Annotated in this window: 19 protein-coding genes and 1 tRNA gene; 9 read left to right on the top strand and 11 right to left on the bottom strand. The window is 68.9% G+C overall.

The window, feature by feature from the left end:
- Positions 1 to 175: 175 nt before the first annotated feature.
- The 4 genes from V5F59_RS21585 to V5F59_RS21570 all read right to left on the bottom strand — a co-directional run bounded on the left by V5F59_RS21585 (position 176) and on the right by V5F59_RS21570 (position 3,957).
- On the bottom strand, positions 176 to 883 hold the full coding sequence (locus V5F59_RS21585) for a GntR family transcriptional regulator (protein WP_393980925.1): 708 nt from the start codon (positions 881 to 883) through the stop codon (positions 176 to 178).
- 77 nt (positions 884 to 960) lie between these two features.
- On the bottom strand, positions 961 to 1,482 hold the full coding sequence (locus tag V5F59_RS21580; RefSeq protein WP_393980927.1) for a universal stress protein: 522 nt from the start codon (positions 1,480 to 1,482) through the stop codon (positions 961 to 963).
- A gap of 131 nt (positions 1,483 to 1,613) precedes the next feature.
- Complete coding sequence (locus tag V5F59_RS21575; protein ID WP_393980929.1) at positions 1,614 to 3,095, bottom strand: M48 family metalloprotease; 1,482 nt, start codon at positions 3,093 to 3,095, stop codon at positions 1,614 to 1,616.
- Positions 3,096 to 3,177: 82 nt separating this feature from the next.
- Positions 3,178 to 3,957 (bottom strand): hypothetical protein, encoded by a 780-nt coding sequence (locus V5F59_RS21570; protein WP_393980931.1) that lies wholly within the window; start codon positions 3,955 to 3,957, stop codon positions 3,178 to 3,180.
- Between the two features lie 430 nt (positions 3,958 to 4,387).
- Between V5F59_RS21570 and V5F59_RS21565 the strand changes: the two genes are divergently transcribed.
- Positions 4,388 to 4,464 (top strand) — tRNA-Arg (locus V5F59_RS21565).
- A gap of 411 nt (positions 4,465 to 4,875) precedes the next feature.
- Here V5F59_RS21565 and V5F59_RS21560 read toward each other — a convergent pair.
- Together V5F59_RS21560 and V5F59_RS21555 are read right to left on the bottom strand one after the other, a co-directional pair.
- Positions 4,876 to 5,703, bottom strand: a complete 828-nt coding sequence (locus V5F59_RS21560) for an amino acid kinase family protein (protein WP_393980933.1) — start codon at positions 5,701 to 5,703, stop codon at positions 4,876 to 4,878.
- Positions 5,704 to 5,718: 15 nt separating this feature from the next.
- Positions 5,719 to 6,531, bottom strand: a complete 813-nt coding sequence (locus V5F59_RS21555; protein ID WP_393980935.1) for an amino acid kinase family protein — start codon at positions 6,529 to 6,531, stop codon at positions 5,719 to 5,721.
- A gap of 469 nt (positions 6,532 to 7,000) precedes the next feature.
- Here V5F59_RS21555 and V5F59_RS21550 point away from each other — a divergent pair, with 469 nt between their 5' ends.
- Positions 7,001 to 9,304, top strand: coding sequence for a putative bifunctional diguanylate cyclase/phosphodiesterase (locus tag V5F59_RS21550; RefSeq protein WP_393980937.1), 2,304 nt, complete (start codon positions 7,001 to 7,003; stop codon positions 9,302 to 9,304).
- A 40-nt stretch (positions 9,305 to 9,344) separates the two neighbouring features.
- Here the strand turns inward: V5F59_RS21550 and V5F59_RS21545 are convergent, their stop codons facing one another.
- The 5 genes from V5F59_RS21545 to V5F59_RS21525 form a co-directional block, all read right to left on the bottom strand.
- Entirely contained in the window at positions 9,345 to 10,046 is a 702-nt protein-coding gene (locus tag V5F59_RS21545) for an ABC transporter ATP-binding protein (protein WP_393980939.1), read from the bottom strand.
- Positions 10,033 to 10,851, bottom strand: coding sequence for an ABC transporter ATP-binding protein (locus tag V5F59_RS21540; protein WP_393980941.1), 819 nt, complete (start codon positions 10,849 to 10,851; stop codon positions 10,033 to 10,035). Before V5F59_RS21540 ends, V5F59_RS21545 begins: the two co-directional genes overlap by 14 nt.
- Positions 10,848 to 11,795: a branched-chain amino acid ABC transporter permease gene (locus V5F59_RS21535; RefSeq protein WP_393980943.1), complete on the bottom strand. Its 948-nt coding sequence runs from the start codon at positions 11,793 to 11,795 to the stop codon at positions 10,848 to 10,850. Before V5F59_RS21535 ends, V5F59_RS21540 begins: the two co-directional genes overlap by 4 nt.
- A complete protein-coding gene (locus V5F59_RS21530; RefSeq protein ID WP_393980945.1) occupies positions 11,795 to 12,667 on the bottom strand; it encodes a branched-chain amino acid ABC transporter permease in 873 nt (290 codons plus the stop codon). Before V5F59_RS21530 ends, V5F59_RS21535 begins: the two co-directional genes overlap by 1 nt.
- A gap of 112 nt (positions 12,668 to 12,779) precedes the next feature.
- A complete protein-coding gene (locus V5F59_RS21525) occupies positions 12,780 to 13,961 on the bottom strand; it encodes an ABC transporter substrate-binding protein (protein ID WP_393980947.1) in 1,182 nt (393 codons plus the stop codon).
- Between the two features lie 338 nt (positions 13,962 to 14,299).
- Here V5F59_RS21525 and V5F59_RS21520 point away from each other — a divergent pair, with 338 nt between their 5' ends.
- The 7 genes from V5F59_RS21520 to paaE all read left to right on the top strand — a co-directional run bounded on the left by V5F59_RS21520 (position 14,300) and on the right by paaE (position 19,982).
- Positions 14,300 to 15,100, top strand: coding sequence for a TetR/AcrR family transcriptional regulator (locus V5F59_RS21520; RefSeq protein WP_393980949.1), 801 nt, complete (start codon positions 14,300 to 14,302; stop codon positions 15,098 to 15,100).
- Between the two features lie 48 nt (positions 15,101 to 15,148).
- Positions 15,149 to 16,015: a phenylacetic acid degradation operon negative regulatory protein PaaX gene (gene paaX, locus V5F59_RS21515; RefSeq protein WP_393980951.1), complete on the top strand. Its 867-nt coding sequence runs from the start codon at positions 15,149 to 15,151 to the stop codon at positions 16,013 to 16,015.
- Positions 16,016 to 16,159: 144 nt separating this feature from the next.
- Positions 16,160 to 17,146, top strand: coding sequence for a 1,2-phenylacetyl-CoA epoxidase subunit PaaA (gene paaA, locus V5F59_RS21510; protein ID WP_393980953.1), 987 nt, complete (start codon positions 16,160 to 16,162; stop codon positions 17,144 to 17,146).
- Between the two features lie 26 nt (positions 17,147 to 17,172).
- Positions 17,173 to 17,460: a 1,2-phenylacetyl-CoA epoxidase subunit PaaB gene (paaB, locus tag V5F59_RS21505; RefSeq protein ID WP_393980955.1), complete on the top strand. Its 288-nt coding sequence runs from the start codon at positions 17,173 to 17,175 to the stop codon at positions 17,458 to 17,460.
- 81 nt (positions 17,461 to 17,541) lie between these two features.
- A complete protein-coding gene (gene paaC, locus V5F59_RS21500; RefSeq protein WP_393980957.1) occupies positions 17,542 to 18,318 on the top strand; it encodes a 1,2-phenylacetyl-CoA epoxidase subunit PaaC in 777 nt (258 codons plus the stop codon).
- Positions 18,315 to 18,821 (top strand): 1,2-phenylacetyl-CoA epoxidase subunit PaaD, encoded by a 507-nt coding sequence (paaD, locus tag V5F59_RS21495; protein WP_393980959.1) that lies wholly within the window; start codon positions 18,315 to 18,317, stop codon positions 18,819 to 18,821. The genes paaC and paaD overlap by 4 nt, the downstream gene beginning before the upstream one ends.
- A gap of 12 nt (positions 18,822 to 18,833) precedes the next feature.
- The gene (paaE, locus tag V5F59_RS21490) at positions 18,834 to 19,982 is read left to right on the top strand and encodes a 1,2-phenylacetyl-CoA epoxidase subunit PaaE (RefSeq protein ID WP_393980961.1); all 1,149 of its coding nucleotides are present in this window, start codon (positions 18,834 to 18,836) and stop codon (positions 19,980 to 19,982) included.
- Positions 19,983 to 20,242: the final 260 nt, after the last annotated feature.

Below are 20,242 nucleotides of genomic sequence, written 5' to 3'. Positions count from 1 at the left end.
ATGCCCGAACCGGCGGCGATATGACCTGATGCCGAAGGCGGCGAAGCCGTCGATGCCTTCAGGGCGCGGCGCGATACGAAATCAATGATTTCAGTGGCTTGGCGATGCCTGTCGCGCGCCCCAGCCGGCCCCTGTCAGGAGGAGGTGGCGAAGGTCGCGAACCGCCGTCGCGGCCTTACCCGGCGGCGAAGGAGGCGAGCTTGCGCTTGGCCGGCGGCGCCTTCGCCTGCTGCTCCAGCCATTCCTCCATGCGCAGCCCCAGCCGGATGTCCTGCTGGATGGCCTGCCGCGCGGCCTGCGGATCGCGCGCCCGGAGCGCCGCAAGCACTTCAAAATGCAGGTGATCCTGCCCGGCGATCTCGCGCGGGGAGAGGGTGGCGTGGAACACGCCGAGCAGCGGTCCCATGAGGGTCCACATGTTCTCCACGATGGATTCCAGCAGCGGCAGCTCGGCAATCTCGATGAGGGTGAAATGGAAGTCGCGGTTCTTCAGGCTCGCCTTCTTGGGGTTGGCGGCAACCTCCACGAACTCCGCCTGGAGGGCCTCCAGCCGCTTCAGCTGCTTGTCCGTGATCCGCTCCGCCGCCCGCTCCGCCGCCGCCCCCTCCAGCTCCATGCGCACCAGCTGGATTTCCTTGAGCCGCGCGGCATCGATGAGCGGCACGTGGATCGCCGTCGCCGCCTTCATCTCCAGCGCCTGCTCGCTGACGAGGCGGAAGATGGCTTCCCGCACCGGGGTGATGGACGTGCCGAGATCGGCTGCCAGCGCCGAGATGCGCAGGCGCTCGCCCGGCTCGAACTGGCCATCGATCAGCGCGCGGCGGATCCGCCCGTAGACACGCGCCGACAGATTTTCCTTCTCGACCTGCCGCAGCTCCGCCATGGGCCCCCATCGACGTTCAATCGTTCGCCGCTCGCATATATCATACGGGCGCCCTTGCAGAATGTCCCCTTGCCGCCTCAGATGGGCGGCAGGCGGCCGATGTCCGGGCGGGCTTCACCGGCAGCCCTTGCCGCTGCTGGATTTTCGGCGGGAGCACCTTCGGCGCGCACCACCAGGACCGGGATGCTGGAATGGGTGAGCACCTTGGTGGTCTCGCTGCCAAGCACCATGGCGGAGAGGCCTCGCCGGCCGTGGGAAGCCATGACGATGAGGTCGCACTGCTGCTGCTCGGCGGTGGCGATGATGCCTTCGAACGGGTGATCGTCCTCGATGGCGACGCGGGCCATCTCCACACCGGCGGCCTCCGCCTTCTCCGCCGCCTTGTCGAGGATGCGGCTCGCGCGCACCTGGACGAGGCGGCGATACTCCTCCTCCGTGTCGGCGATCTGGTCGGCTTCGGTGGTCAGAAGGTGGAAAGGCTCGCTCGCGGTGAGAGCAACGAGGCGCGCCTTGAGCGCGGCGGAAAGCGAGACGGCGTGGGCTACGGCGAGGTCCGACAGGGCCGATCCGTCGGTCGCGACGAGGATCTTCTTGTACATTTCCATCCTCCCCATCCCGGGAAGGTTGCATCATAGCAGGCGAGCCCGCGTACCGGGCTTGCGCGGGATCAATTGGCGGAGATTGGAATGGGGGTGGGGTGGAGCGGCCAAGGGCCCGTGAGCTCGAAGCCTCACTCGGCGATGATCTTGACCTTCTCGCCATACTTCAGCTTCGCCGCGCCGTCGAAGCCGTTGAGGATGAGGAAGCGATCCAGCGGCCGGTCGGGCACCTGCATGCGGGCCGCGACCTTCTCCACGGAATCGCCGAGGCCGATGGAGACCACACGCACGCGCAGGGGCTTCACCGTGTCGGCCTCGCCGGTGGAGACGCGCCGGAAGGTGTCGGCGGCGGCGCGGAACTGCTTGTCCAGCTCCGGTGTCAGCTCGCGGGCGGCGAAGATGAGGCGGTAGACGTCGGAGCCGAAGCGGATGGCGAACATGCGGAACGACCACTGGTCGCCGCGGGCGACCGCGGTGGCCGCGGTGAAACCGTTGACGGTCAGCGTCTCCACCGTGTTGATCTCCACCCCGTCGATCCAGCCGGAGGAGAGATACTGGGCGAGGGACTGGTCGGCGTTGACGCGCACGGCATCGAGCCGCAGCGCCTCCCGCCCGGTCTGGGTGGCACCGAGCACCGCCTGGGAGGTGTTCTCCAGGGAGAAGCCGTCCGGCGCGGTGAAGGTGAAGCCGAGCTTGGGGTGGAAGAACTTGCGCCCGCGCACGAAGCCTTCCTTCGGATCGTCGCCGTAGACCATGCCGTCGAGGGCCGAAAGGTAGGCGTTGCGATCACGCTCGCCGTCGCTCGGCTTGGTGCCCTCCGCATATTGGCGGGCGTTGGCGATGGCGATGGAGATGCGCTCCGGCGTCGCCGGGTGGGACGAGAGGAAGTCCATGTCCGGCGTGGTGGAGGAACCGGAGAAGGCGGTGCTCTTCAGGTCGCCGTAGCGGCCCATGTCGGTGAGGAAGCGCGACGCGCCATAGGGATCGAAGCCGGCCCGCGCGGCGATGCCGACGCCGATGGCGTCCGCCTCCAGCTCCTGGCCGCGCGAGAAGGAGGCGAGCGTGCGCCGGCTCTTCTGCATGGCCAGCGCGCCGAGATCGGGGTCGTTCACCACGTCGGAGATGACGCGGCTCACCAGCACCGCCTGCTTCACCTGGTCCTCGCGGATGGTGGCGTGGCGGGCGATGACGTGGGCCATCTCATGCGCCAGCACCGAGGACAGCTCGGACGTGTCGTTGGCCAGCGCCAGCAGGCCGCGGGTGACGTAGAGTGAGCCGTCCGGCAGGGCGAAGGCGTTGATGGCCGGGGAGTTCAGCACGGTGACCCGGTACTTGAGGTCCGGCCGCTCGGAGGCGGCGACGAGCCGCTCCACCACCTGCTGGATCAGCGCCTTCAGCTCGGGATCGTTATAGGCGCCGCCATAGCTGGCGACGAGCCGCTCGTGTTCCCGACGCTGGGACGGGGACATGTCGGCATATTCGGAGGCGGCCGCCTGCGAGGTGAGGGGAACGCTTGCCTGGTCGAGGTCAATGCCCGCGCAGCCGCCCAGCAGGAGGGGCAGGAGCAGCGGGAGGGCCCGGACCAAGGCAGGCGCGCGCATGAGCGCGTGCATGCGGCGCGCAGGCGTATCCGCCCGCTCCGCTTGCGCCGCACCGCGCATCCCGTTCTCCTGCCCGCGTCTCACTCGCACCCGTTCACCTTTCCTTGCGCCGGCGGGGCGGCGGAAGCGCGGCCGAGGGGTCCATCCCGTCCAGCCGCTCGATCTCGCCAGCCCTGCGCGCCAGGATGGCAGGCCCGCCATCCGCGCGCACGACGCCACGTACCCGCACTCTGGTGCCGCGCAAAGCGGCCGGATCTAGGCTATCGCCCAAGATTGTGGCGAAATCCTCCCTCTGGATGATGACTGTGAAATCTTGCCGCCACCTTGCACCAAAATTCAGGTACACCCGCTCGCGGGTGACGCCCACGTCACGCACTTGCCCTTCCGCGACCACAAACAGGCCGGTGTGGGCGTTGAGCCCGGCCTCATCCGTGGCTTCGGCGACCGTGCCCGCGACCGCCCAGATGCCGCGCTTCTCCTGCCGGGCTTCGGCTTCCGCAGCGCGATGGGCGGCGGCGCAGCTGCCGTCTGCGGTCCCCGGCCGGGCATAGCCGGCCCCGGCCCGCAGCAATGCGGTCACAAGGTCTTCCCCAAGGTCGTCTCCGGCTCCGCCCGAACCATCGGCCGGACCGAGGAGCGCGGCTCCGGACAGCCGCCCGTGCCGGTCGGACCGGGGAGCGGCGAGGCGCACGGCGTGTCCCTCCAGCGCCGCCGCTGCCGCCACAGCCGCCGCGGCCGGAATGGCGGGATCCGTGGCGAGCCGGGTCGGCAGAACGATTCCCTCCGGCGCCAGCCGGCTCCCGTCCGCCAGGAGAAGCTCCCCCGAATCCGACCAGCGGGCGGAAACCGGGGCTCCGCCGGCGACCGGCGCCACGGCGCAGGCCTCCGCCGCCGGTTGGGGAGCCGCCGCGGCGAGGGTCGGCACGGCGGCGAGGAGCACGGTGGCGAGGAGCGCGGCGACCTGCAGCGCAGTCCCGAGCCCCGCTGCGTGCCAAGGCTGCCGGCCGGCCGTGCCGGGCGAATCGGGCCTGGTCTTGCGCCGAACGATCATGCTTCCGCCTGTTCCGGACCTTCCTGGGCGCCCCGCCGCATGGGATGCACCCCTTGCCGGCGCCCGGCGTTCGCTTGCCCCTCCGCCCCGCCTGGGATCGTCCCGCGGGCGCAAGGCCATGCATTCCCGGAAGATAGCGGAATGCGGCTGCGGCCAGAAGGCGCCCGACGATCACCTGTGCTTTCACCACCTTTCCACGACCGTGCACGGACGCCCTTTTCTCCTGCCGCCGGCCGTTCTAGAAGAAGCGCGTGTCCCGGTAGCTCAGCAGGATAGAGCAGCGGTTTCCTAAACCGCAGGTCAGGGGTTCGAATCCCTTCCGGGACACCAGATAAGCCATTGACTTAGAATGTGAAGTTCTGGCGCCTCTCACAATTCACCTGGAATTTCATGGGCAATCCTGGGCGAATCCGTTCATTCGGACGGAGGCGGGTGGCGCATGGCGCACAAGGAAAGTCTGCTTCAAGGCCTTGAAAGGCTGCCCTCAGGGACGTAGCCGCAGCCCGGCTGCCGAGGGCAGGGCTTCGGCACGGCGATCAAGGCTGCCGGAAGGCAAGGCGGACGATCCCGATTCCGTTGCTGCTGCCTTCCGCGCGCTCTTGAGCGAGGTGGCGAAGCGGTCAACGGAAGAGGCCGACCCCGCCTGAACGAAGTCGGTGGAGGGTGGGGAGAGCGAGCTGATGGGGTGGATGGGACGTTGCCCCTCCCCGTCGTCGGGGAGGGGCTGCCGGTTGTGGATGGTCAGGCCGGATGGGCGCCCGTGTGGACGATGGTGCCCACATGCTCGCCGCGCAGCGCGGCGGTGAGCCGGCCGGGCACGAGGCCATTCACCACCTGCACGCGCTCGATGTGGCGCGCGGTGGCCATCACTTCGAGAAGCGCGCGGTCGAACGGCAGGGTGCCCTCGGCCTTCGCGAGGTCAGCGGCGCGTGCCTCGGGAAGGAACTGCGCCTTGTCGCCGCCCGCTCCCTTGGGATCGGCGGTGTACACCCCGTCCACGTCCTCGACGATGGTCAGGCCGGCTGCGCCCAGCGCGTCGGCCAGCAGGAACGCGCCCGTGTCCGCCCGGTGCGGCGGGATGCGCGCGCCCGGGAATTCGTGGTGGTGATAGGGCGGGAAGGCGCTGCCCACGACGGCGCGGGCAGCACAGAGGTGGATCGCCAGCTGGCTCGCGATGGTCGGGTGCTCGATGTAGGAGACGCCCTCCGGCGCGAGCAGCGAGGCGAGGATGTGGCCGTTCTGGCCGGCCTCGCTCGCGGCGAGGGGGGCCAGCGAGCCGACCGGCAGGCCGAGGTCCAGGCCGACGCCGTAGAGGTGGCGGGCGCGGATGCCGGCGCCGGTCAGGATGAGCAGGCGGTGCTCCGGCAGGATCTTGCGGATTTCGTCGACGATCGGAAGAATCGCCTCCGGGCCGCGGTCCATGATGGAGCGTCCGCCGATCTTCACCACCTGCAGCCAGGGCAGGAGCCGGATGGGCTTGACGCTGGCAACCGGGCGGGTGAGCTGGCCGTCGAGGAGGGTCTGGCTCGCGAGCGGCGATGCGACGTGCTTGATGTTGTTGTCAGGCATGGCGGTTGTTCTTCTTCAGCTCGCGGTGATGATGGTGCCGACATGCTCGCCGGCGAGCGCGCGGGTCAGGTTGCCGGGGACGAGGCCGTTCACGACCTGCACCTCCCGCACGTGGCGCGCCTGCTTCAGCAGGTCCAGCATGGGAAACTCGAGGATCGAGTCGTGCAGGCCCTGCGCCAGCATCTCGTCCACCGAGATCTTGGGGATGAAGGTGGCGTCCTTCGCGGTCTTCGGGTTGGCGGTGAAGAGGCCCCTCTCGTCCTTCACATAGATCATCTGCTTGCAGCCGAACTGCTCGGCGAGCAGGAAGCAGCCGGCGTCGGTCCGGTAGGGCGGGATGACGCTCTCGGCGGCGGGGCGGATCCAGAGCGAATAGGGCGGCATGCCGCTGAAGACCACGGCGTGCACCTCGGCGAGGTAGAGCGGCACGGCCGAAAGACCGGCGCCGTCAACCTTGGATATGCCGTGCTTCGCCAGGAGCTGGCCCAGCATCTCGGCGTTCTGGTCGGCCACCGAGGCACCGAGCTGCGCCAGCACGCCCGCGGGCAGGTTGAGCGCCGCGGCGATCGAATAGAGGTGCCGTGCCCGCGTGCCCGCGCCGGTGCCGATCAGCAGCTTGTGCGCCTTGCGGGCCGCGACGATCTCGTCCACCAGCGGGTAGACCGCTGCGCGACCGCGGTCGATGATGCTCTGCCCGCCAATCTTGATCACCGATGCGTCGGGAAGGATCCGGAAGTCTGCCGAAGCCTCGGTTGCAGCCAGAAGCTGCGTGTCGGTCAGGGATCGCTGTGAGAGGAGCGCGTCGAGCTCCGCTGTCGTGTTGGCCATGGGGATACCTTTCATCCTTTCCATGTATTTTTATTCGTTGGATAGCTCGATACCTCCGGCAGAGCTGCCGGGCAATATGTGAAAATTGTGCATCTTTTACATGCTCGGGAAAAAAGGACGGAAAACGCACGGCCGACTACTTCACGGCAGGTTTCGGAAACAGGATCAGCAAAAATCGGCCGACGCAACAGGGATAGGACATCCGTCGCGGTGCCGCTTCGCTACGGACGGCCGATACGGGGGTGGTACCGTCGCCAGGTGGTGCAGGGGTGCCGCAACCTCCCAAACAGCAGCAAGCAGCGAAGCGGGAACGCCTCCTGGCCGCGGTGAGTCCGCGGGGCCGTCGTGGATCCCGCTCAACTTGGCGGCATCAGCGCTGGAAGTCGGCCGAAGGGACGCATAGCCTGCCGATCTGTCGCGCGGCGACCATTCAGGGGCGCCTCCGACATCGACCCGGGGCGAGGGGGCGGTGGAGGAAACGGAATTCCTGCAGACGGTGGATGCCGTCTTGAGAGGCGTTGCGGTTCTCGCGGGAATCGTCGGCGTGATGGTGTTGCTGCGTCCGCAGATCCAGCGCTTCGCTGTTCCGGTTCAGGACCTCGTCAACGGGCTGCTGATGGGCCTGCTCGCGGTCGTGGCCATGACCGTCCCCGTGCCGCTGGAGCCGGGGCACTTGGTGGACCTGCGGATCATTCCCCTGCTCCTGGCCGCCCCGTCGTCAGGCCTCGCCGCGGGCACGCTCGCCGCCGCGGCGGCTGCTGCGGCGAGCGTGCTGTGGGCGGATGGGCCGTTGCCCGGCCTCAGCCAGGTGGCCCTGTCATCGGGCTTCGGGCTGGTGATGGCCTGGAGGATGGGATGGCGCTGGACGGGACGGAGGCAGGTGGTCGGGTTCAAGCTCCGCCATGTGGCGGAGCTGGCGGCCTTTGCGCCCTTCGCCGCCATGTTGCCCGAGCTCCACTGGGGTGACCTTGCCGCTCCCATCACGCCGCAGTACCAGGCGAACTGGCTGCTGCACCTCGTGCTCCTGGCGGGAGCAACCTTCGCGGTGGGCGCCATTCTCGCGGCCTATATCAGGCAAATGTCCATGGAGGCCCTGATGGCGACGGCGCGGGAGCAGCTCGCGACCATCGCAGCGAACATCCCCGGGGTCGTCTATCGCCGCGGGTTCGGGCCGGACGGCGGCATCGAGTTCCGCTACATGAGCGCCCGGGCCCGGGAGGTGCTCGGCCTCGACCCGGATGCTGTCATCGCTGATCCGCAGGTGTTCCTGTCGCGCATCAATACCGATGACCTCGCCGTGGTGACGCAGGCCATCCAGCTGGCCTCCGCACGGCGGTCCGGGCCCGTGATCTCCGAGTTTCGGGTCACCAAGCCAGACGGCTCCGTGGTGTGGATCCAGGCACGCTCGCAGATCAATCCGGTCGCGTCCGAGCAGGCGGGCGAGACGCTGGCCGAAGGGCTGGCGCTCGACGTCACCGCCCGCAAGCACGCGGAGCTCGCCGCGGGGCAGTCGCGGCTGGAGATGCTGTGGGCGCAGGATCATGATCCCCTGACGCACCTGCCGAACCGGCGGATGTTGTCGCGCCTGTGCGCGGGCGCGGACATGACCGGGCAGGGGATGCTCATGCGCATCAACCTCAGGGACAGTTCCCTGGTCAACGAGCTGTTCGGCGGGGCGGCCGGCGATCTGCGCATCATCGAGGCGGGGCGACGGCTGACCGAGGCGGCCCCGGCCGGGGCGACGGTGGCCCGCATGGGCGGCGACGAATTCGCCGTGGTTGTTCCGGGTGGCACGGCGATGCCGGATCCGCAGCGTCTTGTGGGCACCCTCGTGGAGGCGGTCGGAGCGCCTTACCGCCTTTCGGGGCAACTCGTGCCCATGCGCCTCGATCTCGGGTATGCGATCCGGACCGATGCGGAAGTGGATCCGGACCGCTTCATCCAGATGGCGGGAATCGCGCTGGAGGCCGCACGCACGCGGGAGCTCCCGGCCGCCGTCGTCTTCACGCCGCAGATCCAGGAGAGCCGGCAGCAGCGGCGCCTGTTCGACCAGGCGATCGAGGCGGCGATCGCCAGTGAGGGTTTCACCATCGTGTGGCAGCCCGTGGTGTCTGCACCCGGACGCAGGCTGCTGGGCCGGGAGGCCCTCGTGCGGTGGCCTCGTCCCGATGTCGGGGAGGTGGGGCCAGGGGTGTTCGTCCCGCGGGTGGAGGCCATGGGCCTGTGGCCGAAGCTCGATACGTTCGTGCTGCGTCGCGCCTGCCGGGAGGCGGCGGCCTGGCCGGAGAAGCCCTGGATCTCGGTGAATATGTCGCCCGGCTGGCTCGCCGTGGGCGACCTGGTGGGCGAAGTGAAGGTGGCGCTGGCCGACAGCGGGCTCGACCCCAGCCGCCTGTGGCTCGAGCTCACCGAGCGCGCCCTGGTGGAGGATGCGCCGAAGGCAGCGGAAGAGATCCGCCAGCTGAACGCGCTCGGCGTGCGGGTGGCCATCGACGACTTCGGCGCCGCCTATTCGTCGCTGAGTTATCTGGACAAGCTGCCCGTCGCGAAAATCAAGATCGACAAGAGCCTCATCGACGACATCGAGGCCAGCTCGCGTTCGCGCGACATCGTCACGGCCATCGTCGATCTGTGCGGGCGGCTTGAGGTCGAGGTGGTGGCGGAAGGTGTGGAGACCCTGGAGCAGTTCGAATGGCTCGCGGCCATCGGCTGCACCGCTATCCAGGGGTACCTCACCGGACGGCCGGCCCCGGTGCCGCCACCGGTTGCCTGACGCCGACGGTCCCGGCCTTCGACCGATACCGAAAGGTCCCTCAGAAGCCGAGATAGGCGGCGCGCACCTTGGGGTCCTCCAGCAGCGCCGCGCCGGTGCCCTCGATCACCACCCGCCCGGTTTCCAGCACATAGCCCCGGTCGGCGATAGCCAGCGCGGCGGAGGCGTTCTGCTCCACCAGCAGCACGGTGATGCCTTGCTCCTTCAGCGACACCACCGCGGCGAGGATCTGGTCCACCAGCAGCGGCGCGAGGCCGAGCGACGGCTCGTCGAGCAGGAGCAGCTTCGGCGCCGCCATCAGCGCGCGGCCGATGGCCAGCATCTGCTGCTGTCCGCCCGAAAGGCTCATGGCCGGTATGGCGCGCTTCTCCTCCAGCACGGGGAAGAGGGCGTAGACCTTCTCCAGCGCCTCGCGCATGGGGCCGCCCGAGCGGCGGAAAGCACCGAGCTTCAGATTGTCCTCGACGCTCAGCGGCCCGAACACCTGCCGCCCCTCCGGCGACTGGGAGATGCCGCAGGCGACGCGCCTGTGCGGTTCCATGCGCTCGATGGGCCGGCCCTCGAACAGGATGCGCCCGGAGCGCGCCGGCTGCACCCCGGAGAGGGTGCGCAGCAGCGTCGTCTTGCCCGCTCCGTTGGAACCCACGAGGGCGACGATCTCGCCGGCCTCCACCTGGAGGTTCACGTCGTGCAGCACCGAGATGCGGCCATAGGCCGAGGACAGGGCTTCAACCGTAAGCACGATCGGCCTCCCGTGCGCCGTGGTCGCCGAGATAGGCGGAGATGACGGCGGGGTTCTCCCGCACCGCCCGGGGGGCGCCTTCCGCCAGTGGGCGGCCCTGGGCGAGCACCAGGATGCGGTCGGAGATCTTCATCACCAGCTTCATGTCGTGCTCGATGAGCACCACGGCGACGCCGCTGCGGGCGATGTCGCAGATGAGGTGGTCGATGGCCTCGGTCTCCACCGCGTTGCAGCCGGCGGCGGGCTCGTCCAGCAGCAGGATTTTCGGCTCCGCCGCCAGGGCGCGGGCGATCTCCAGACGCTTCAGCGCCCCGTAGGGAAGCGAGCCGGCCTGGGACTCGGCAAGCTGGCCGAGGCCGACGCGCTCCAGCAGGGTGCGGGCCTGCTCGCGCGTCGCCCGGTTCTGCCGGCCGACGCCCGGCAGCCCGAGGATGTCGGCGATGAGGGAGGTCCGCTCGGAGAGGTGACGGCCCACCATCACGTTCTCCAGCGCCGTCATGCGGAAGAAGATCTGCAGGTTCTGGAAGGTGCGGGACATGCCCCGCCGCACCAGAAGATGGGAAGGCAGGCCGGTGATGTCCTCGCCGGCGAGCGCCACCCGTCCCTGGGAGGGGCGGTAGATGCCGGTGACGAGGTTGAACAGGGTGGTCTTTCCGGCGCCGTTGGGGCCGATGATGGAGAAGACCTCGCCGGCGGCCACCCTGAAGCCCACGCCGTCCACGGCGCGCAGGCCGCCGAAGGCGATGCCGAGGCCGCTCACATCCAGCAGGGCGGGGGCGACCGGTGTCATGGGGGCGGCGCTCATGACAGGCGCTCCAGAAGCCAGTTCCGCGCGGATGGCACGATGCCGGCGGGCAGGCCGATCATGAACACCATGATCAGCAGGCCCAGCACCGCCTGCTCATACTCCTGGAGCGCGGTGAGAACCTGCGGCAGCACCACGAGGAAGGCGGCGCCCGCCACCGTGCCGAGAACGGAGCCGAGGCCGCCGATGATGGCCATGGCCACGAGCTCGATGGAGTGGGTGAAGCTCGCGGCTTCCGGGGTGATGAGCCCGTTCATGGCGGCGAGCAGCCCGCCGGCGACGGCGGCATAGATCGCGGCGATGACGAAGGCGGCGAGCTTCTTCCGCGCCACGTCGATGCCGGTGCCGGCGGCCGCGACCTCGCTGTCGTGCAGGGCCCGGAGCGCCCGCCCGGTGGGGCTCGCGGCGATGTTCAGGGCGAGGGCGGCGCCGAGGAGAAGCGCGCCGGCCGTGACCCAGTACCAGTTCCAGGCGCCGGAGACGCGCCAGCCGAAAAAGGTGAGGCGGGCCACCTGCATGCCGTCCGGCCCGCCGGTCACCTCGCTCTCGCTGTGGAGCACCAGGGCGACGATGACGCCGAAGCCGAGGGTGGCGATGGCGAGGTAGTAGCCCTTGAGCTTCAGGATCGGCCGGCCCACCACATAAGCCACCAGCCCGGCGAGGACGGCGCCGACGACCAGGCACAGGGCCGGATCGAGGCCGAAGCGCGCCGGGCCGATGGCCACCGCATAGGCGCCGATGCCAAGGAAGCCCGCATGGCCGAGGCTGACCTGCCCCGCATAGCCCATGAGGATGGTGAGCCCGAGGGCGGCGAGGGAGAAGATCCACACCAGCGCGGCCACGCGCAGGTGGAAGGAGGAGGGCGCGACCAGCGGGACGACCGCGATGATCGCCGCCAGCGCCACCAGCGGCGTGAAGCGGGCGCGGATGAGGTTCGCCAGCATCACACGCGCTCCACGCTGCGGCTGCCGAACAGGCCGCGCGGCAGGAAGAAGAGGACGACGAGGATCATCACGAACGCGACCGCATCCTTGTAGGTGGAGCTGAGGTAGCCGGCGCCGAACGTCTCCAGCAGGCCGATGAGGAGGCCCCCCACCACCGCGCCGAGCGGGTTGCCCATGCCGCCCAGCATGGCGGCGGCGAAGCCCTTGAGGGCGAACAGCGTGCCCACGTCGTAGCGCGTCAGCGTGATGGGGGTGACCACGACGCCGGCGAGCGCGCCGATGGCGGCGGAGAGGCCGAAGGCGTGGGCGAGGATGACGGTGACGTTGATGCCCACCAGCCTTGCCGCCAGCCGGTTCGCGGCGGTGGCGAGCAGCGCCTTGCCGAGCTGCGTGCGTTCCAGGAACAGATAGAGGGCCACCACCAGCGCCACGGCGGTGCCCAGCACCCACAGGCTTTGCGGCAGCACGGTCGCGCCGCCCACCGGGATGGGCGCGTCGCCCGAGAAGGCGGGCAGCGAGTGGAACTGCTTGTCGAACACCAGCTGCGCCACCCCCTTGATGAAGATGGACGCGCCGATGGTGATCATGATGAGCGCCACCGGCGAGGCGCCGCGCGCCGGCTCGATGGCGAAGCGATGCAGCAGCAGGCCCACTGCCACCGCGGCCAGCACCGCGATGAAGGCGGCCAGCGGCAGGGACAGGCCCGCCGCGGCGAGGAACACGGTGCCCATGCCGCCGATCATGACGAAATCGCCCTGGGCGAAATTGATCACGTCGGAGGCGTTGTAGATGAGCGTGAACCCGAGGGCGACGAGCGCATAGACCGCACCCACCGTGAGCCCGGAGAAGAGGAGTTGCAGGAATTCGGCCATGGTTTGCCTCGCCCTCGGCGTCTCGCACCTCGGCACGGGCGGCGCGGGGAGCGCCGCCGCCGGAGTAAATCGCGCGCCGCTGCGGCGTTCCGGATGCCGCAGCGGTGCCGCATCAGCGGGTGGGGGCCTGGAGCGTCCAGTCGCCGTTGCGGATCTCCAGCATGCGGAAGGAGTCCGTGCCGAGCCCGAGATGATCGGTGGGCGACAGCGTGTAGATGCCGGTCACGCCCACGTAATCCTTGGTGCCCTCGAGGGCGTCGCGGATCTTCTTCGGATCGGCGGACTTCGCCTTCTCGATGGCCTGGGCCACCATCTGCATGCCGTCGAAGCCATAGCCGCCGAAGGTGGAGACCGGCTGGCCGGAGGCCTTCTCGTAGGACGCCTTGTAGGCGGCGACGATGGCTTTCTGCTTGTCGTCCGCCGCGAGCTTGTCGCCCACCAGGATGGCTGGGGCCGGCAGGCGAACCCCCTCGGCTGCGGGCCCCGCGAGGTCGATGAAGCTCTTCGAGGCGACGCCGTGGCTCTGGTACAGCGGCACGGAGATGCCGAGCTGCGCATAGTTGCGTGTCACGATGGCCGGGCCCTGGCCGAAGCCCGGGTTCAGCACCGCCTGGATGCCGGCGGTGTTCTTGATCTTGTTGAGCTGGGGCGTCATGTCGGCATCGGTCGGCCCGTAGCTCTCGTCGGCGAGGACGGAGATGCCGTAGCCGCCGATCACCTTCAGGCACTGGTTGCGCATGGACTTGCCGAAGCCGTCCGTGCCCGCGATCAGGCCGATCCTGGTGATGCCGCGCGCCTTCATGTCCTCGAAGATCTTGCTGCAGGCGGTCTTGTCGGTGTGGGGCGTCTTGAACACGTAGGCGCGCACGGGATCGACGATCTCGATGCCGCCGGCGAGCGAGACGAAGGGAATCTGCGCTTCCTCGAACACCGGGATCATGGCCATGGTGGCGCCGGTGGAGGTGCCGCCCACCATGGCCACCACCTTGTCGTCCTCCACGAGGCGGGAGGCGAAGGTGCGGGCCTTGTTGGCGTCGCCGCCGTCGTCATAGAGCACCAGCTCGACCGGGCGGCCGATGAGCCCGCCTTTCTTGTTCAGCTCCTCCACGTAGAGCTTCAGCGTCCTGGCTTCCGGATCGCCCAGGAAGGCCGACGGGCCGGTGGCGGAGACCACGGCGCCGATCTTGATGGGATCTGCGGCCTGGGCACGCGAAGAAATGGCTGGGCCGGCAAGAGTGGCGAGGGTGGCGGCAAGCGCGAGCGCGATCCGCCGCCCGGAAGCGGACGATGTCATCTGGCGTTCCTCCTGGAGCACGCGCCGGTCAGCCTGGATCGCAAGCCGGTCGGATAACGTGCCTTTTTTGCATTTGCGGGCGGTGAGGTGCCCACCAACGACCGTTCTGGCCATGGAGCGGGTTGGCCCCGCCTCCATGCCGCGGGGCGGCCACCCAACGGCAGGGGGACTTTATGATTAACCGACCGGCTGGTCAATCATTCGATTCGGATTTTTACCGGCCCAAGGATTGATCGACCAGCCGGACAATATTTGATATGCCACAAGGCACCGGGCCGGTGGGTTCGGTGTGCTGACGCCGCGGAGATGTGCCGCTGCCACGTTACGGATGGAAAAGGATGGCTCGGACCCGCGCTCAAGACTATGACGCCAAGCGTCAGGCCATCCTCCACCGCTCGGCCGAGCTGTTCGCGCAGTATGGGTATTCCGGCACGTCGATCACCATGATCGCGGATGCCTGCGGCATCTCGAAGGCCCTGCTCTACCATTATTATCCGGACAAGGAGGCGGTCCTCTTCGACATCCTCTTCGCTCATCTCGAGCACATCATCGCCGAGGTGGAAGCGGCGATCGAGGCGGCGCCGTTGGAGGAGCGGCTCTATGCCATATCCGCTGCCCTGCTCGAGGCCTATCGTGATTCCGACGCGGAGCATCAGGTGCAGATCGCCAACCTGAAGCTCCTCTCCGGGGAACGGCAGGAGACGCTGCGCGGCATGGAGCGCCGCCTCGTGGTGCTGCTCTCCGACGCCATTGCCGACACTGTGCCGCAGATCGGGCGGGGACCGCTGCTGAAGCCCATGACCATGTCCATGTTCGGCATGCTGAACTGGCACTATCTGTGGTTCCGGGAGGGCAAGGGGCTGAGCCGGCAGGACTATGCCCGCCTGGTGACGGCTCTGGTGACCGCGGGCGCGGGGAGCGCCGCTGCCGCCCTGGCGGGATCCGCGGCGACGAAGTCTGCCAAGGCTCCCGCTAAGGCCCCCGCCAAGACGGCCGTTAAGACGCCGGTCAAGACCCCCAAGGTTGCCCCAAAGCCTTCCGTCGCGGATGCCGCAAGCGCCAAGCGGAGCCCGGCGCCGCGCGCCGCGACCGGCAAGGCTGCGCCCCACCGCGCCTCGGCGGCGCGGGGCAAGGCCTAGCCGCGACACGGCTTCCGGGAAACAGCGTCCCGGTCTATGGATCGCGGCATGTCGCGCGATGCCCTTCATTCGATTCTGGAGCATGTGCGGGGGGAGCCCTCGCGCACGTGGTCCATCATCATCACCGTCTACGGCGATGCGGTCGTCCCGCGGGGCGGGGCCGTGTGGCTCGGCACGCTGCTGGCCTTCTTCAAGGGGCTGGACGTCGCCGAGGGTGTGGTGCGCACCGCCATGTCGCGGCTTGCCGCCGATGGCTGGCTGGAGCGCACGCGGGTCGGCCGCAATTCCTTCTACCGGCTGGCGGAGAAGGGGCGGGAAACCTTTCGGCAGGCGACATCGCACATCTACGAGCTGCGGCCTCCGGCCTGGTCCGGCGCCTTCCGCATGTTCCTGCCGGACCTCGCCGCCGGGCGCGAGGAGATGCGGACGACGCTGGAAGCCGCGGGCTTCGGCATGCCGGCGCCCGGCGTGTGGATCGCGCCATCCGGGGTCGCGCGACCGGAGGCTGCGCACGGACTCGACTTCGAGCTGAAGGGCACGCCTGGTGCCGTCAGGGCTCTCGCGGCCCGCGCCTGGCAGCTGGACGAGACCGGCGCGGCTTACGCCCGCTTCATCGAGGCCTTCGCCCCCCTGGCGGAGGCGCTGGACGGCGGCGCCCGGCTGAGCGACCTGGAAGCCATGGTGGCGCGGGTGCTGCTTATCCATGAATACCGGCGCATCGTGCTGCGCGATCCGGTGCTGCCGGAGGAGATTCTGCCGGAAGGCTGGCCGGGCACCGCCGCGCGCGCGGTGTGCGCGCGGATCTACGGCCACGTCCTTGTGCCCTCCGAACGCTGGCTGGATGCCCATACGCTGGGCGAGGACGGAGCGCCGCTGCCCGCCAATCCCGATGTCCGTCGCCGCTTCCGGGATTGAGCGGGGCGCTGATTTATCCAAATTTTATAGGTGGTTGATGCTGTGCGGCTGGCGGTGTCGACGCTGCGCCGCAACATGTTACGAAAAATCGTTGAATAGAACTATTTTGTAATATATAAAGACTGCACCCAGGGAGGAGAGCCCATGTACACGCAGGCCCTCAACAGCAATCCGGAAACCGGAGACCGCCAGCTGGAGGACGCAGCCCTTGCCGCGCGCTTCCAGGACCGCATCGATGCCGAGGAGCGGATCGAGCCCAACGACTGGATGCCCTCCGCCTATCGCCGGACGCTGACGCGGCAGATTTCCCAGCACGCCCATTCCGAGATCGTCGGCATGCTGCCGGAGGGCAACTGGATCACCCGCGCGCCGTCGCTCCGGCGGAAGGCGGCCCTGCTGGCCAAGGTGCAGGACGAGTGCGGCCACGGCCTCTATCTCTATGCCGCCGCCGAGACGCTCGGCTCCTCGCGGGAAGAGCTGGTGGACCAGCTGCTGTCGGGCAAGGCCAAGTATTCGTCCATCTTCAACTATCCGACGCTCACCTGGGCGGACATCGGCGCCATCGGCTGGCTGGTGGACGGGGCGGCGATCATGAACCAGATCCCGCTCTGCCGTTGCTCCTACGGGCCCTATGCGCGGGCCATGATCCGCGTGTGCAAGGAGGAATCCTTCCACCAGCGCCAGGGCTACGAGATCATGCTTACGCTCGCCCGCGGCACGACGGAGCAAAAGGAGATGGCGCAGGACGCGCTGAATCGCTGGTGGTGGCCCTGCCTGATGATGTTCGGCCCGCCCGATGCGGTGAGTGAGCATTCCGACACCTCCACCCGCTGGAAGATCAAGCGCTTCTCCAACGACGAGCTCCGCCAGAAGTTCGTGGATGCCACCGTGCCCCAGGCCCATTTCCTCGGCCTGAGTCTGCCGGACGAGGCGCTGTCCTTCGACGAGGCCGCCGGCCACTGGCGCTACGGCGCCATCGACTGGGAGGAGTTCAAGCAGGTCGTCGCCGGCAACGGCCCCTGCAACCGCGACCGCATGGCGGCGCGCCGCAAGGCCCATGACGAGGGGGCCTGGGTGCGCGAGGCGGCGCTCGCCTTCGCCGACAAGCGCCGCGCGCGGGCGGCTGCGTAACGCAGGACAATCCGGAGGAAACGACCATGACCGAACGTGCCGTCCCGCTCTGGGAGGTGTTCATCCGCAGCCGCAATGGCCTTGCCCACAAGCATGTCGGCTCGCTGCATGCGGCCGACGCGACGCTGGCGCTGCAGGCCGCGCGCGATCTCTACACCCGCCGCGGCGAGGGCCTGTCCCTGTGGGTGGTGCCGTCCGACGCTATCGTCGCGTCTGACCCCGCCGACAAGGGCATGATGTTCGAGCCCACCGCATCGAAGGTCTACCGCCATCCGACCTTCTACGAGATCCCCGACGAAGTCGGGCACATGTGACCGGGGCGCCGGCGAGCCAAAAGGCCGGCACCTCCAAGAAGCATCCTGTCGCCCCGCGCGGGCAGAGGTTGAGGAACCCCAATGGCCACTACGTCCATCGCCGTGGCGGAGACGCCTCTCGTCCGCTATCTGCTGCGCCGTGCCGACGACGCCCTCGTGCTCGGCCATCGCCTGTCCGAATGGTGCGGCCACGCGCCCATCATGGAGGAGGAGATGGCGCTGGCCAACACCGGCCTCGACCTCATCGGGCAGGCGCGCGCGCTCTATGCCTACGCCGCCGAGGTGGAGGCCGCCGGCCGCACCGAGGACGACTACGCCTACCTGCGCAACGAGCGCGCCTACGGCAACCTGCTCCTGGTGGAGCAGCCCAACGGCGACTTCGCGGCCACCATGGTGCGGCAGCTGTTCTATTCCGCCTTCATCGATCCCTATTGGCGGCTGCTGATCGGCTCCGCCGACGCGACGCTCGCCGCCATCGCGGCCAAGGCGGAGAAGGAAAGCGCCTACCATCTGCGCCACGCCTCCGAATGGGTGGTGCGGCTTGGAGACGGCACGGCGGAAAGCCACCGCCGCACGCAGGCGGCGATCGAGAGCCTGTGGGCCTTCACCGGCGAATTGTTCGAGGCCGACGCCTCGGAGCAGCGGCTGATCGCGGAGGGCATCGTGCCCGATCCGCAGAGGCTGCGGGACGTCTGGCACGACACCGTCAACGCGGTGCTGGCCGAGGCGACGCTCGTCGTGCCGCGGAACCGCTGGATGCAGAAGGGCGGGCGCGACGGCCGCCACTCCGAGCACCTCGGCCCCATGCTCACCGAGCTGCAATATCTGCAGCGGACCTATCCGGGGGCAACCTGGTGAGCGCCGCGGCGCACCGCGATCAGGATGCGCTCCGGCGCGATGTCTGGCGCGTGGCGGGAGAGGTCGCGGACCCGGAAATTCCGGTGCTCTCCATCGCCGACCTCGGCGTGCTGCGCGACGTGCGGATCATCGACGGACGGGTGGAGGTGGTCATCACGCCCACCTATTCCGGCTGCCCGGCCATGAACATGATCGCGCTGGAGATCGAGCTGGCGATCGCCAAGGCGGGGCTCGGCCCGGTCGAGGTGAAGACGGTCCTCGCGCCCGCCTGGACCACCGACTGGATGAGCGCCGAGGGCCGCGAGAAGCTCCGGGCCTATGGCATCGCCCCGCCGCGCGAAGGCGGTGGCCGGCGCGCGCTGTTCGGGGTGGACGAGGTGGCCTGTCCCCGGTGCGGTTCCACCGATACGGCGGAGATCGCCGCGTTCGGCTCCACCTCCTGCAAGTCGCTCTGGCGGTGCAACAGCTGCCGGGAACCCTTCGATTACTTCAAATGCCATTGAACGGGTGACGCCATGACTTCTGTCGCCACATCTTCCGAGGTTGCCGCGTCTTCCGTGGTGGAGGGGGGCGCCCCTGCCTCGCGTTCCGGCGCGCCGCGCTTCCATCGCCTGCAGGTGCGGGAGGTGCGGCGGGAGACGCCGGACGCCGTCTCCATCGCCTTCGAGGTGCCGCCCGCCCTTGCCGCCGACTTCGCCTTCGCGCCGGGCCAGTACCTGACGTTGAAGACGATGCTCGACGGGGCCGAGGTGCGCCGCTCCTATTCCATCTGCTCCGGCCCGGACGAGGGCGAGCTGCGGGTGGCGGTGAAGCAGGTGGACAACGGCCTCTTCTCCACCTGGGCCAACAGCGCCATTTCCGCCGGCGACGAGATCGACGTGATGACGCCGACCGGGCGCTTCGGCCTCGGCCGGAATCCCGGGGATGGCCGCCTGCACGTGGGGTTCGCGGCCGGCTCGGGCATCACGCCCATCCTGTCCATCGTGAGGGGTGTTCTGGCGCGGGAGCCGAACAGCCGCTTCTTCCTCTTCTACGGCAACCGTTCCGCGGCCGACATCCTGTTCCGCACGGAGCTGGAGGAGCTGAAGGATCTCAACCTCGGCCGTCTCTCGGTGTTCCACGTGCTCTCCCGCGAGGAGCAGGACGTGCCGGTGCTCAACGGCCGGCTCGACGGGGAGAAGGTGCGCCTGCTTCTCAGCGTCATGGTGCCCGCCGCCGCCGTCGATCACGCCTTCGTCTGCGGGCCTGCGGGCATGATCGACGATCTGGAAGGCACGCTGAAGGATCTGGGCCTTCCGCCGGAGAAGATCCACGTGGAGCGTTTCGTCTCCGCCCATGACGGCAAGCCTCGCGTGACGCCCGTCGTGGCGCCGGACGCGCCGCCTGCGCATGTCGCCTCCCTCATCGTCGACGGCAAGCGCCGTGACGTGCCGGTCGCGGCAGGCGAGGCGATCCTGGACGCCGCCCTGCGGGCCGGCGTGGACCTGCCGTTCGCCTGCAAGGGCGGCATGTGCTCCACCTGCCGGGCCAAGATCGTGGAGGGCACCGCGGCCATGGATGTGAACTATTCGCTGGAGCCGTGGGAGGTTCAGGGCGGCTACGTCCTTACCTGCCAGGCGCGGCCTACCAGCGCGCGGATCGTGGTGGACTTCGACCAGGTCTGAGGGGCGCGGTCATCCTCCCGCGGAGGAGATGGGCCTCGACGCCAGCCGAGTTCCTCAGGGATCCACTCCGTGACCGGGCTGGCGCCTCCGGGCGTGAAGCACCCCGGCGCCGCGAATGGATGCCCCGGACAAGCCGGGGCATGACGGCGATGTCATGAGCCGTCGCGCAGCCCGGATGACTGTTCGTGGCAGCGCGCAGATGCGCCCTGAAAGCTCGAAAGGCCCGGCAATGCCGGGCCTTTTCTTTTTCTTTGCGTCCT

It is taken from the genome of Xanthobacter nonsaccharivorans, from assembly GCF_043194755.2.
GTDB lineage: Bacteria > Pseudomonadota > Alphaproteobacteria > Rhizobiales > Xanthobacteraceae > Xanthobacter > Xanthobacter autotrophicus_G.
Note: the sequence above shows the minus strand (reverse complement) of the source record. Positions and strands in the feature narration are given on the sequence as shown.

Coding starts and splice junctions, on each gene's coding strand:
- V5F59_RS21585 (WP_393980925.1), bottom strand. CDS start 883: ATGGCGGAGCTGCGGCAGGTCGAGAAGGAAAATCTGTCGGCGCGTGTC.
- V5F59_RS21580 (WP_393980927.1), bottom strand. CDS start 1,482: ATGTACAAGAAGATCCTCGTCGCGACCGACGGATCGGCCCTGTCGGAC.
- V5F59_RS21575 (WP_393980929.1), bottom strand. CDS start 3,095: ATGCACGCGCTCATGCGCGCGCCTGCCTTGGTCCGGGCCCTCCCGCTG.
- V5F59_RS21560 (WP_393980933.1), bottom strand. CDS start 5,703: ATGCCTGACAACAACATCAAGCACGTCGCATCGCCGCTCGCGAGCCAG.
- V5F59_RS21555 (WP_393980935.1), bottom strand. CDS start 6,531: ATGGCCAACACGACAGCGGAGCTCGACGCGCTCCTCTCACAGCGATCC.
- V5F59_RS21540 (WP_393980941.1), bottom strand. CDS start 10,851: ATGAGCGCCGCCCCCATGACACCGGTCGCCCCCGCCCTGCTGGATGTG.
- V5F59_RS21535 (WP_393980943.1), bottom strand. CDS start 11,795: ATGCTGGCGAACCTCATCCGCGCCCGCTTCACGCCGCTGGTGGCGCTG.
- V5F59_RS21530 (WP_393980945.1), bottom strand. CDS start 12,667: ATGGCCGAATTCCTGCAACTCCTCTTCTCCGGGCTCACGGTGGGTGCG.
- V5F59_RS21525 (WP_393980947.1), bottom strand. CDS start 13,961: ATGACATCGTCCGCTTCCGGGCGGCGGATCGCGCTCGCGCTTGCCGCC.
- V5F59_RS21520 (WP_393980949.1), top strand. CDS start 14,300: ATGGCTCGGACCCGCGCTCAAGACTATGACGCCAAGCGTCAGGCCATC.
- paaX (WP_393980951.1), top strand. CDS start 15,149: ATGTCGCGCGATGCCCTTCATTCGATTCTGGAGCATGTGCGGGGGGAG.
- paaA (WP_393980953.1), top strand. CDS start 16,160: ATGTACACGCAGGCCCTCAACAGCAATCCGGAAACCGGAGACCGCCAG.
- paaB (WP_393980955.1), top strand. CDS start 17,173: ATGACCGAACGTGCCGTCCCGCTCTGGGAGGTGTTCATCCGCAGCCGC.
- paaC (WP_393980957.1), top strand. CDS start 17,542: ATGGCCACTACGTCCATCGCCGTGGCGGAGACGCCTCTCGTCCGCTAT.
- paaE (WP_393980961.1), top strand. CDS start 18,834: ATGACTTCTGTCGCCACATCTTCCGAGGTTGCCGCGTCTTCCGTGGTG.